General features: G+C 60.6%; 9 protein-coding genes and 2 pseudogenes. 4 read left to right on the top strand and 7 right to left on the bottom strand.

All coding sequences use genetic code 11. The features are described 5' to 3' along the window. The first annotated feature begins 286 nt into the window (after positions 1 to 286). The 3 genes from AC0L15_RS13275 (at position 287) to AC0L15_RS13285 (ending at position 2,590) form a co-directional block, all read left to right on the top strand. Positions 287 to 574, top strand: coding sequence for a hypothetical protein (locus AC0L15_RS13275; protein ID WP_287250656.1), 288 nt, complete (start codon positions 287 to 289; stop codon positions 572 to 574). 382 nt (positions 575 to 956) lie between these two features. Next, the gene (locus AC0L15_RS13280; RefSeq protein ID WP_473496465.1) at positions 957 to 2,303 is read left to right on the top strand and encodes a hypothetical protein; all 1,347 of its coding nucleotides are present in this window, start codon (positions 957 to 959) and stop codon (positions 2,301 to 2,303) included. Positions 2,304 to 2,356: 53 nt separating this feature from the next. Then, positions 2,357 to 2,590, top strand: coding sequence for a twin-arginine translocation signal domain-containing protein (locus AC0L15_RS13285; protein ID WP_353685274.1), 234 nt, complete (start codon positions 2,357 to 2,359; stop codon positions 2,588 to 2,590). Between the two features lie 183 nt (positions 2,591 to 2,773). Here the strand turns inward: AC0L15_RS13285 and AC0L15_RS13290 are convergent, their stop codons facing one another. From AC0L15_RS13290 to AC0L15_RS13320, 7 genes and pseudogenes are all read right to left on the bottom strand, one after another. Then, positions 2,774 to 3,298: an NnrU family protein gene (locus tag AC0L15_RS13290; RefSeq protein ID WP_473496469.1), complete on the bottom strand. Its 525-nt coding sequence runs from the start codon at positions 3,296 to 3,298 to the stop codon at positions 2,774 to 2,776. Positions 3,299 to 4,177: 879 nt separating this feature from the next. Further along, positions 4,178 to 4,552, bottom strand: coding sequence for a PRC-barrel domain-containing protein (locus tag AC0L15_RS13295; RefSeq protein WP_023799003.1), 375 nt, complete (start codon positions 4,550 to 4,552; stop codon positions 4,178 to 4,180). Between the two features lie 475 nt (positions 4,553 to 5,027). Then, a complete protein-coding gene (locus tag AC0L15_RS13300; protein ID WP_023799002.1) occupies positions 5,028 to 5,204 on the bottom strand; it encodes a hypothetical protein in 177 nt (58 codons plus the stop codon). A 558-nt stretch (positions 5,205 to 5,762) separates the two neighbouring features. After that, positions 5,763 to 6,332 (bottom strand): annotated as a pseudogene (locus AC0L15_RS13305) (divalent metal cation transporter); the annotation flags it as partial. A gap of 922 nt (positions 6,333 to 7,254) precedes the next feature. Beyond that, entirely contained in the window at positions 7,255 to 8,313 is a 1,059-nt protein-coding gene (locus AC0L15_RS13310; RefSeq protein ID WP_473496466.1) for an adenylate/guanylate cyclase domain-containing protein, read from the bottom strand. Positions 8,314 to 9,108: 795 nt separating this feature from the next. Next, a pseudogene (locus AC0L15_RS13315) lies at positions 9,109 to 9,482 on the bottom strand (DUF3604 domain-containing protein); the annotation flags it as partial. Positions 9,483 to 9,600: 118 nt separating this feature from the next. After that, positions 9,601 to 10,203, bottom strand: coding sequence for an HdeD family acid-resistance protein (locus tag AC0L15_RS13320; RefSeq protein WP_287250650.1), 603 nt, complete (start codon positions 10,201 to 10,203; stop codon positions 9,601 to 9,603). A gap of 550 nt (positions 10,204 to 10,753) precedes the next feature. Between AC0L15_RS13320 and AC0L15_RS13325 the strand changes: the two genes are divergently transcribed. After that, a complete protein-coding gene (locus AC0L15_RS13325) occupies positions 10,754 to 11,359 on the top strand; it encodes an AI-2E family transporter (protein WP_473496470.1) in 606 nt (201 codons plus the stop codon). The last annotated feature ends 671 nt before the right edge of the window (positions 11,360 to 12,030 follow it).

The following is a 12,030-nucleotide window of genomic DNA, read 5'->3' on the forward strand; positions in this document are numbered from 1 at the left end:
GCCGAGGTTTCGGGACTCTACGATAACCTCAAGCTGCTGCGGTTCGCGGTTCATGCTACTGCCTCCCGATGCTTTTCGTTGCAAGCCGCAGATCACGATTACCCTGCTCGAAGTGCATCCCAAGTACCTTCCCAAGCGATTGATGATCCACAAGCCGATTAAGGTCGACGGCAAGATCGTTTGGCACAGGGAAAGATTTCGAGGGTGAGCACCATCACTGGAACATTCCTTTTGTCCGCAGGTTGGTTTGTGAGCGCGTTCGTGCGCTTAAGACAGGAGAAAGAATATGAAACGAATCCTTTTGGCCTCCGCCGCGTTGGCGCTTTCCGCCGGGCTTTCCTTTGCCCAGACGACGAGCGGAACTTCGGGCGGAACTTCTACGACAACGACAACGACCACGCCCAGCACTGATCAGGGAACTGACACAACCACCACCAGCGGCACGAACCCGGCCAAGGATTGCGCACCTGGCCAGCAGACCGGCAGCGCGCAGGAGGCCGCCCCTGGTCAGCAGGACACGGACGCCAAGACCGCCGCCCCCGGCCAAATGAAGAAAACCACCGACGATTGCTGATTGGGCAACACCAAGGGGAAGGCCGGCGCCGCTTAGGGGAGTTGGGATAGATAGCCTGTATTGGCGCCGGCCGGGCGGATGGGGTTCGCCGCGGTGAATAATATCGAGCTTGGCGAACCCGCTAATTACGCGAGGGCGGTAGACTGAAGCCCTACGCGCTCCCGTCGGTTTCGCTCTCTTCATCGATTTCGCGCACGGGCAGATAGGCGGCCCGATAGTCCCCGACCATGTTGTCGGCATCGCTCACGAGGCGGCGGGGTGACGGAATTTTTTGGTCCCGTGCAGCGTTTATTATCGTTCGGCTGCATTCCGTTTCGCGGAACCAGAACCCGCGAACCCGAGATGTCCGCCGAGTGGCAATCTTCTTCGGGAGGAACGTGACATGCAAAAGCGTCTCCACGGTGTATTTTTCGCTGTTTTCCTATCATCAACGCTGATCCCCGCCGTCGCTCAAATGAGCGCGAAAGGACCGATAAGCGGGAAGGATTTTGACGACGCGGCCGCCGAGCAGGCCAAGCGATATCTGGAAGAAGGCCGCGAGACATTCCGCTTCGACACGTTCGGCAGCGAGGATTTTTGGGGCGGCAAGCTTAAGCTGCATGAAGCGATTGCCGGCGAGAAGCTGGGCGGCACAGGGCCCGGCCTGAGCCCGCAGAAAGCCCTCGAACTCGGGCTCAAGGTCGATGTGAATGCCATTCCCAAGGACGTGGCCGAGGCGCTCAACAAAGGCGAGGTCGATCTCGCGGACCCGGCCAGCACGCTCGTCCTACTCAGGGCCAACGCCGTTGTCGGTGTGACCGGCTTTTTTGCCGAGGATGGAAAGACGCTGACCTCGGTCGGCATCCAGTGCGCCGTGTGCCATTCGACGGTCGACGATACCTACGCCCCTGGCATCGGGCACAGGCTCGATGGCTGGCCCAACCGCGACCTCAACATAGGGGCGATCGTTGCCCTCGCACCTGATCTCACGGCGTTCACCGAGATGCTGCAGATATCCGAAGCGGAGGTGAAGAAGGCGGTTGAGGCGTGGGGTCCCGGGAAGTTCGATGCCGAACTGAACCTCGACGGCAAAGCATTCCGGCCGGACGGCAAGACGGCCGCCACGCTCAATCCGGCGGCGTTCGGATTGGCCGGTGTAAACAACCACACCTGGACCGGAGCTTGGGGCACGGTTAGCTACTGGAACGCTTATGTCGGCAATCTCGAGATGCACGGCAAGGGTGTGTTTTACGATCCACGCCTTGATGACGCCGAGAAGTATCCGGTCGCAGCACGAACGAAGCAGGGCCACAAGCAGGACAAGGAAGACCGGATCACCGCCAAGCTGCCGGCGCTTCACTTCTATCAGCTCTCGCTGCCAACCCCGAAACCGCCGGAGGGCGCCTTCAACAGCGCCGCCGCGGAGAAGGGAGAGGCTCTCTTCAACGACAAGGCCAAATGCGGCACTTGCCACGTCCCGCCGCTCTTCACCGAACCCGGCTGGAACCTGCATACCGCCGATGAGATCGGTATCGACGATTTCCAGGCGATGCGATCTCCGGACGAGCGCTACAGGACGGCGTCCTTGCGGGCCTTGTGGGACGTGGAAAAGATCCACAAGGGCGGATTTTACCACGACGGCCGGTTCGCCACGCTCAACGATGTTGTCGAACACTATGACGGCCATCTGGGCCTTGATCTGACCGATCCGGAAAAGCGTGATCTGATCGAGTACCTCAAATCGATCTGACCCGGCACTTGACGGCACCGGCGCTTCTTTGGGTTGCTAAGGGAGGAAAGATCATGAAAGACGATCGTGGTGAGGCAAACGGCGGGTCGGCACACGGTGCGCCAAGCCAAACGCTGTCTCGCCGGAAATTTCTGAAGGTGTCGATGACCGGCGCGGCGATTGCCGGTGCAGGTGGGCTTGCTTCCTGCATGACGGGCCAGCCTACGGCGCGAGGCGCGGGAACAACGCCAAAGCCTGTGGCGCTTTATCAGGATTCTCCAAACAAGGGTCGCGTCCACTGGCCATAGCAAGGCGCGATCCGAGCCGAATTACTGCAACGTTGCCGGCTGGAGCCGTCTATGGATCAAAATTCTGATGTGCCGACCTTATGCCAAGCATTGGTGCACTGTGGCGTCTGCGAGGCGCTCGATCCGCGGCAACTGGTGGGATTCGCCAGGACATCCTCGAAGGCGCGCCGTCGCTGCGGACGTTCAAGCGAAGGGCGAGACTCCGAACAGCCAGCCGTGCAGCCAGAGCCCGAACAATGCGAAAGCCACCAAGCCGATGCCCACAGCAATCAGGTCGCTACGCGGTCGCACGACCGCGGGTGCCGGATCGCCGCGTGGAATGACAGCAATGAGATCGACAATCGCGTAAACCAGAAACGCTCCGAAGACTAGGAGCGAGGCAAGGTCGCCATTGGCCAGGAGGTGGCCGATGGCCCAAAGGATGATGCCCACCAGCATCGGGTGCTTCAGCCGATGCTTGATTGAACCCGTGGGCAAGTAAGCGGCTGCTAGAAAGACGAATGCGGCGAGCACCAACACCGACGCGACATCGCGGCCCCAAGAGGGCGGCTCGTAGATCTCAGGCGCATTGGGCCGATAAAGACTCCAGCCCCAGACGATCAGCACGAAGCCGATGATCGATACGAGCGAATAAAGTCCCTTCCAGCGCCGCTCGTTTGTGGCGATTTGCTCATCACGAAAAGCTGCCGGCGGCGATCCGAACAGAATGGATTCCGAAGAAGATCACGAGGCCGAAAACCATTACTAGCATAACACCTCCGAGGTTCGGCGCGTCGGCGGGAAGGAAGGCTTGCTTACGCTCTCGCTCGAGTTGCCGGCTGCATATGCGCAAAACGGATCCTTCGAACCAGATGGTCAGAGTAATATATCAGGGACCCGCAATCTTGGAATGGGCAACGCTGCCGATTGGCACGGCACAGCGGCATCGCCGGCGCGCAGGTTCTTCGCGTTCAGCACGCAACCGCCCCGGTGAATGCCTGTGGCGACGTTCCGTTCACATAAATTGCATGAGGGCAACGGGCGGGCGGCGCTGTAGCGCTCGATATGCCCGTTCTCGTCGTCACGGCATCCAAGCCTGAGCGGTATGCTGCTTCGACCTAATTGCCGGCCCTCCGCACATGGTACATGAAGGTCCGGAAATGGTCGAACACGACCTTGAGTTTGACCAGCCTATAGAACCGTTTCTGGCGCTAGTTGCCCATTCCGGTGGCCAGCTCGAACGGTAAAACCTGACCCTGACCGGACCTTCCGGGACCGATTTTACTTTCAGAAACCGGACATTCGGGCCCAAGCAGCGCGCATGACCCGAATCGGCCATTCCGGCCGCCTATTGGCGTCACGGAAGCGGACGTTTGCGGCTGCTGGAAGTAGCCGGGGCATTTCGAAGCTAAAAAACCGGCGGTCTCGCGCACCTCGATCGCCCCCATCCGAGTCCCGCTCCGCGATCTCCGTCGCCTCCGCAAGGTTCTTCGCTCGATGAGCAGGAAGCCACCCAGATGCTCCTTGGTCTCTGCGAAGGGTTGGTCTCTGCGAAGGGCCCGTCGGTCCAACTCGCCTTGCCGGCACGAACGCGCAATAGAGGCTTCGCTACACCCAATACGGTCGGACGCCGTAGTAGTCGTAAACGCGGCGGCCACTCTCGGCATTCCAGTCGAAATCCTGGTCGCGAGCATAGCGCGGAGCGCCTTCAACTTGCTCCTTCGTGATGTCAATGCGGAAGCCTGCAAGGCTCTCGTCATAGTCGAGCTTCTGCCACGGCAGCGGATAGTAGTCGTCGCCAATTCCAAGAAAACCACCAAAGCTGAGAACGGCATAGGATACCCTGCCGCCCCTCTTCTCGAGGATCAGCCTTTCGACCTGCCCGATGTGATTTCCTTGGATGTCATAGACGTTGGTGCCGACGACCATGTCGCTGGCGATAAGATCGTGGGTCTCACGAATGTCGGGGTCCTGGTTTGTCATGATTTGCTCCTTCCCGTCGGTATGGAGCAAAAACGGGTCCGTGCCCTCGAAGTTCCAAGGATTGTGCGGACCAGCCGTCAGCAATCTTCTGGCTTGAGCGAGCGAACCATCCGGGTGACGACCGGATCGTAGGCAACTTTTTGCTCCATGCTGTAGTCCATCAGAAACATGGCGGCGCGATCGCCGCAACCGTTATTGTGCAGAATCGGCCGTTGACGTCCCAACCGGCAGAGTTGTTTAGCGCTCTAAGTCCGACCTTAATGCATATCCAAGGCTTGGTGCGGGAAACCGGCATCGCCGCCGAACAAGGTCGCGAGTTCCGTGAATTTGGCAAGCGGCAAATGACCGACGAGCCTGAAGTCACTGATGCGGGTGAGAACAGGCTGTGTAGGTGCTGCGGTCGGTGACCGTCAACGATCCGAATGTAAGGGTCTAGGCAGCAGGGCCGCGATACGGTTGCGGCCCTGACGTCTGATCAACCCTTGAGACGATCCTTGATCTTGTCCTCGGTCTTCCCAAGGCCCTTCTTGGTGCTTTCGTCAAGCTTGCCGGCAGTTCCGCCGGCACTCATTTTCTTGTCACCAGCCGGTTTGCCAGGCTTTGCCTTCACTTCGCCGCTTTTCGCAGAGCGCTTCACTTCATCCTTGTTCATGGTTTCTCTCCCATAGCTGGGAAACCAACATGCGCTCTCACTGAAAGTTCCAGTAGCCAAGGAAAATAAGCATGGCCGGCTCCGAAATGAAATCGATCGCACATCTCACGCGTGAACGAAGGAAAATGGGTGCGTCGATGAACGCGTTCGACGGAATGCCAAGATGGCCGGATAGTCGAAGATGCGATCAATTGGGAGCAACTCCGCCATGCCGCCAAGCTCAGGCCCCGGTCCAGGTGGGCAAGATGGACGCGGTGATGTCCAACCCGGTTTCCGCAGCGTGGGATCGACCCGCGTAATCGGCATTTGAATTCCACAGCCGGTAGACGCCTTCCCATCGGCTCGCTGCGCAATCGGCTGCATCTTTGCCCCGCAGGCCTCCCTCACGCCTGACGGCGTAGTCGAGCGGTTGGATCGGGCATCATGCCGGAATGGCTAACGCTGACCAACGAAACGGCTCGCCCGATCGCCAAATACTGTGAAGGACATGCAGGCAGGCCGCGAAGATTGACCGAATTTGATTTGCCAGGGAATCGGGCCCCTCCTACGCCCGGCACGTCAGGCGAAGGCGGCCACCCCCATCGTTACAACAGCCACAGCCATCACGACGGTGGTCAGCCATCCAAGCGATTTGAGCACCCCGGTGACGACGAACTGCCCGAGCACATCCCGGCGTGTGGCGAAATACATCATGCTCCCCATGACCGGAACGGCGATGATGCCGTTGATCACCGCCGTCTTATCGGCGTGAAGTTGAGCACCGCCCCGATCACGGTCGCGAGCATGATTGTTCCGTTGAAGGCTTTTGCTTTCAGGGGCTTTCGCGTCAGCCCGGTGGGCCAGCGTAGCGCTTCGCCGATCGCGTAAGCTGTGCCGAGCCGGCCAGAACAGGCACTGCAAGGAGGCCCGTGCCGACGATGCCCAGGGCGAAGAGCGTCGAAGCAAGGGGCCGGCAAGAGGGCGCAGCGCTTCCGCCGCCTGTGCCGAGGTCTCTATCTCGGTGATGCCGCCCGGGTGCAGCGTGGACGCCGCGGTCAGAATAATCGCCAAGCCGACGATGTTCGAGGCTGCCATCCCGGCCATCGTGTCGAAGCTTATACGTTCAAGAGCAGCCGGGCCTTGGGCGGGCTAATAATCGGGATGTTAGCATCATGAACCTTTATCCTGTGTTCTCCTATCCGGATGACAACCAGTGTCCGCAAAAGGGGGTCGACTCCTGCCGGTGGCTGAAGGTCAGCTAACGAGGCGCGCTGCGAATGACCGGTAGTGGCGCAACGTGCTCGTTGGCTGTTGAGCCGAATGGCAACTTCCTATCCATTTCGGCGTTGGCGGCGGCCAGCTGGTGGAGTTTTGACGCTGCACGTCGGCTTGCGAGATAGCCGCTGCCGGGACGGCCGGTCGCCGGCACGCGCTCGGGCGGGGGTGGGGTCGAATGTGGGGCCTACCCGATATGCAGGCGGCTGGTTTCAGCGGCAGGCCCAGTCGACAGCTGGGGAGGTAATGATCACAAATACCCACCGCTCGCTTCAACAGAAGTGCATGGTCTGCGGTCTCCCACTGCACTGATCGGCGGTGTGCGACCTGACGTGGAGCGCATCGCGTCAAGCCCTTGACCGGTTCGGGGGCCGCCGCCCGCCACCTAGTTTACGCGGCGCGTCGTTGGGCGAGGTGGAACCCCGAACGGGGTCGACGAGGATCGACGGCAGTAGCGATGCTGTGGTGGTGATCGCAATAGACGCGGTCCGGCGAGGTTGGCCCAGCACAAAAGCGGTGGCCGCCGGGCACTAACGGGTCTTCGCGAACCGGAAAGCGGCATTGACAGGAGCCCAGCCTAATGAGGGGGACGCCGCTCGTACTGGAGGCCACAGCTGCTGATGGTAGGTGCGCTTGGACTTTCCAAGACAGGAAGACCGTCGGACCCGCTGCGGCTCCACCTTTGCCGATTGTGTTTGCAGCTTCGCGGCGTTTGGCGACCATGTTGCGCCTTGCGACCGCCGAACCCGGCTGACGCGAGGTTTGGAGCTCCAATGCGTCGCTTCAACCAGCGGCGTCAGAGTCCGTGTTCCGGTACGGTGAACAGGCTCACAGGGTCAGGGATGCCGCGGATGGGGAAGTCGCCCAATTCCTCGACGGGCTCTTCGATCAATTCAGCAACCCTGTCGGACAGGAGCAAGCGCCGCCCGGTCGTTTTCGATAGCGGTTCGATCCGCGCGGCCAGATTGACAGTGCGCCCAATGGCGGTGAAGTCGAGCCGATCCCTGGATCCGATATTGCCGAAGAATACGGGACCGCGATGCAGCGCAATTCCCATGCTGAGCGGCCGCCAGGAAAGGTCGCGCGACGGCTCGCCGGACTGAGCCTCGTTCAGGCTGTCCACCGCAACCAAACCGTTCCGAGCGGCGGCGAGTGCCGCAGCGGCGGCGGCCGGCGCCGACTGCATGCCGAAAATGGGAAAGGCCGCCAGCATGCCATCACCGACAAATTTCAGGACCTCACCGCCTTGTTCATGCACCGCATCCACGAGACCTTCGAAAAAGGCGTTCAGCAACCAGATCATCTCGGCGCTATCGATGCGATCCGAGAGGCTGGTGAAGTTGCGCATGTCGGATACCCAGATGACCGCCTCGATGGTCTCGCCAAATCCGCGCCTTATGTCACCGGCGAGGACCCGCTTGCCGATGCGTCGGCCGAGATACGCATCGAGCACGTGCTCCGCGATCTTGCCACGCGAGACGATCTCGACATTGAGCGCCAGAGCCGGGCGCAACGCCTCGACGGCTTCGATGGTGGCGCGGGAAAAGCCCCCTGCTTGCCGTGTGGCAAGCGTCATCAGCGTAAACTGGCGGTCGTCCCGCTTCAGCGCGAAGCCCCAATAGTCCGTGTATCCGGCCTCCGCGAGGGTCTGCATGATCGGGTATGTCGACTGCGCCACTGAGTCCTGGGGGTTCACCCGAATTGACCGGCCCTCCTCGATGATCGGCCTGAGGGGGCTGGTCAGGTAGTCGGTTGTTTCGCGGACATGCGCGTTGACTTCCACCTCATCACAGACACCGAGATCTCCGTGCCAGTGCGCCGTGATGCCCACAAGCTGCGGATGCAGCGTCGACATGTTGAGCGTTGCCCGCTCGATCGGCTGGCCTGCCGCGACCAGTCGGGCGATGACGCCGTCCAGCAGCTCTGCCGGTCCGGCGGATGCTGCCGTCCCCGACATCAGCCAGTCGAGCGCCGTGCCATCATCTGTCGTGACTAGCGAAATGGGTCGGCGCCGGACCAACTGGAGATCAGGCGGATATTCCAACCCCACCGGACCAGTCGACAGCGATGCTTCAGCGAGTTCGGATCGTTGAGCCGGCATCATTCCTCGCGGCGTCATTCAAACGACAGATAGGCTTCCGAGGGGCAATCGCCAAGCTCCTATCATACGGCCTTTGAGCCCATCACTGTCTACAAAACGATCTTGCCGGCTTCTGCTTCTCCCTACGTTCCTTTCGTAGACTTCCGTGATCGGGAGCATGAGGTAGCAACATGTCCAAGCTGAAAATCGCGGTCATCATTGGTTTCACGCGCGATTCCCGTTTTCGGGCCGGCGCCCGCACAGCGGATCTTCGAACTGGCCCGGAAGCGCGAAGAACTCGATGTGGAAATTCTCGACCTGAAGGCGAGAGATTAGCGGAAAGGTGACTGCAAAGCCCTGTGCCAGCAGGTGGATCTGGTCACTCCGCCGAAGCAGGCGCCAGCAATGTCTGGCGCGACCTGCTCGCGCAGATGAGCCAAGGGCAACTTTTCGCTCTCTACGGTCATTCAGTTGCGAGCGTTGCATGACGCGATCTGACCCAAGCCAGGCCTTCCTGTTTTGTTGGAAGAAGGTCTGGAACGGGTGAATTGCGACACCGCGCGAGGTCAGCGGCGTGTACCAGATCGGCGATGTGTAGGCTCGCTCGGTGATCGTCATTGCTGTCCCCGGCAGAGAGTCGACCCCATATCGCTTGGCATCGTAGGCAGTCCGGCGCGGCGTCGGGATCTCGATCACTCGGTCGCAGTAGAGGGCGGGCAAGCTCGGGTCGAACTCCGGGTCTTTCCACACCTTGATGAGCTCGGGCGCGCCGATCGTATTCGTCCAGGTCGCATTCTCCACATCGACGGTGCTGCCTACCGAACGAAATTTGCCGTCGCCGCTGGCTTGCGGTCGCCCGACCATGCGACGTCGTAGATTTTCTCGTGCAGATTGCCATTCTTGTCGAGCCAACCTTTGACGATCTGGTAGCGGTCAAGGTTGGCGCGATGCGTTCGGCCGGCGGCACGCAGTCCGGGCCGCCGTCCTTCGTCACCCTCGCGACAAAGTCGCGGACGGCCGACTTCGCCACGCCTTCGTTCCGGGAGGGAAGCGGGTCCGGCATTATGCGGCCGCCCCATGGGCGTGGCCCTCATGGCTGTGCCTGCGCAGCCGGAACGCCAGCCCGACCAGCATCACGCCGAAGACGATGGCATAGGCGCCGATGACCCAGAGCAGACCGAGCGCCCCGGCGCCCGGAGCTATCGCGATGATCGCGCCGACCAGCACGGATAGCGCTCCCGCCGCGACCAGCCACCACTCGTTGTCGATCTCCTTCCTGAGCCGGATCGCGCCGATGATCTGCATGACGCCGGTGGCGATCATCCAGCCTGCTATAAACAAGACAAGCACGATCGCGGTCATGCCCGGCAAGGCCATCGCGACCAGACCCGCAAGGATGCCGAGCACGCCGACCAGCGCCAGCCACCATCGCGGCGCCGGCGCCCCGCCCTTGATGGCTGCAATGAGCGCCAGCACGCCGTCGACGAGCGCATAGGCGCCGTAGAGCAGGACGAGCGTCACAAGCGAGATACCCGGCCAGATGAAGGTCAGCACGCCGAACAGAATCCCACAGATGCCGCGCAGCAGGATCAGCCACCAGTTCCGTGCCAGCGCATGAAGCATCATTCTGCCGGCTATTGGCCCGGCTGGACGTGTCGTGCTCATTGTTCACCTCCGTTCAGTTGCGATCGGTCGATGCGCCGGCGTAGCGAGGTATGCTCGTCGCCCGCAGCGTGTCTAGTGCTCGCTTGTGCTGGCCTCTGCCAGTCGCTTCAACGCGTCGTGACCTGACGTTGACTATCTGGGCGGCTTTCCCCCGCCGCGAATCAAGCCACGCGGAGACGACGAACAATCCTGCGCTTGGTTACGGACTTTTTCAACGGTATCGGCGCGACCTTGCCATTCGCGTACGCCTCAACGATCTTTTCTCTGAACGGCTATTCCGCGATGGTGGAAAATTGGGCAATTGGCCCCGACAACGGTTCCTACCGCTCGCGCGAAGGATGGCGCTATGTAACTATGATCGGACTTCATCCGTGCGAGGAACATCGCCCCCTGGCTGACCGGCCTCGCAATGGCCGTCCTCGGAAGCGCCATTGTTGCACTTACGATCGCGCTCGGTGGTTGAAAGCCGCACTGCATGGGCTTGCCCTTTGCACCATTTTAAGGAGGAGCCAAGGCGTTGTCCCTGAGTCCCAACGCCATCCTGATCCTATTGGCCATAGGTGCAACCGTCGCGCTTGCGAAGGTCCTGGGTGTCGTCTGGCAGCCGATATTCTGGGCCATCGTGATCGGCATTCTGTTCCACCCGCTGATGAAATGGATCGACTCGCGGCTATCCGGGCGGCCCAGCCTTGCGGCCGCGTTGACGGTGCTGGCGATCTTCGTCTTCGTCCAGATCCCGGCGCTTCTCCTGGGCTCCATGGTCATCCGCGAGGGCATGTCGCTCTACACCCGCATCCAGAGTGGCGCCGTCGATCCTGGCGCGGAGCTTCTCAGACTGGAAAACCTGTTCCAGCCTGAGCTTGGGCAATTGATGACCGGGATCGGGATCGATCTCGGCGCAATCACTGAAAAGCTCCAATCGGCGATACTACGCAGTAGCGAATTCGTGCTTTCGTTGTTCCTCAGCGCAGGCCAGAACGCAGCCGCCTTTCTGATCAACTTTTTCCTGATGCTCTATCTCCTGTTTTTCATTCTTCGGGACGGAGAGGACATGTACCGGCAAGTGTTCAGAGCGGAGCCACTCCCGATTAATCAGAAGCAGCTCCTCTTCAAAAAGTTCGCCGACGTGTCGATTGCCACGCTGAATAGCACATGACGGTCTTGGACACTGTACGGGAGTTCATCCAAGGGAAAGCTCCCCGCGCCGTTCGCGACGACTGCATTGCGGACAGTATCAAACTGTCAATTCGCCAGCACGCCAATCACAAGACACGAGAGCTTGCCTGCGCATTCGGATTCAGCCGACGAAAAGAGGTCTGCTCCACGTGCAAGAAGACAAAGAACGTCATTAGCTACGCCCACAGGACCGGCTAGGCCGGCAAATCTAGACAGTACATGAGACGTGCTCGCCGAGGTACCGACGACCACCGGCACCGGCCGCTTCAGTCATGCACCTGGACATAAGGCTGTCGGGTAGTTGGCTAGCGTTGCCGCTACAGGCGCACCCGTCAGGCTCGCAGCGGCACTGTCGGGCGATTTGTCGGCCAGGGTCGCGACTGCCGCGCGGAGAACTGGCCTTTAGCTTTCTAAAGAAGCCGGACAGAATATTCGGACCCACTTCGCCGGGCCGCAGTCTAATCCCGTCCTCGAATGAGTTCAGCGCCACGCAGAGCGCAACAAAATCAGCAATTTCTGTGGCAAATGCAGGACTTTTGAATTTCACTCAGGTCTTCGCGTCACTAAGCGACACTAATATTTCTCAAGGCTTAGCGGGATTCCGAGGGTAGAGCGACCAGTTCAGAAAACGCGCCTGTCGCACCGCGCGGC

The organism is Mesorhizobium sp. WSM4846, assembly GCF_055811415.1.

Excerpts from the sequence above, each read along its gene's own strand:
- AC0L15_RS13300 (WP_023799002.1), bottom strand. The coding sequence starts at position 5,204 with ATGAACAAGGATGAAGTGAAGCGCTCTGCGAAAAGCGGCGAAGTGAAG.
- AC0L15_RS13285 (WP_353685274.1), top strand. The coding sequence starts at position 2,357 with ATGAAAGACGATCGTGGTGAGGCAAACGGCGGGTCGGCACACGGTGCG.
- AC0L15_RS13310 (WP_473496466.1), bottom strand. The coding sequence starts at position 8,313 with ATGTCGACGCTGCATCCGCAGCTTGTGGGCATCACGGCGCACTGGCAC.
- AC0L15_RS13275 (WP_287250656.1), top strand. The coding sequence starts at position 287 with ATGAAACGAATCCTTTTGGCCTCCGCCGCGTTGGCGCTTTCCGCCGGG.
- AC0L15_RS13320 (WP_287250650.1), bottom strand. The coding sequence starts at position 10,203 with ATGAGCACGACACGTCCAGCCGGGCCAATAGCCGGCAGAATGATGCTT.
- AC0L15_RS13280 (WP_473496465.1), top strand. The coding sequence starts at position 957 with ATGCAAAAGCGTCTCCACGGTGTATTTTTCGCTGTTTTCCTATCATCA.
- AC0L15_RS13295 (WP_023799003.1), bottom strand. The coding sequence starts at position 4,552 with ATGACAAACCAGGACCCCGACATTCGTGAGACCCACGATCTTATCGCC.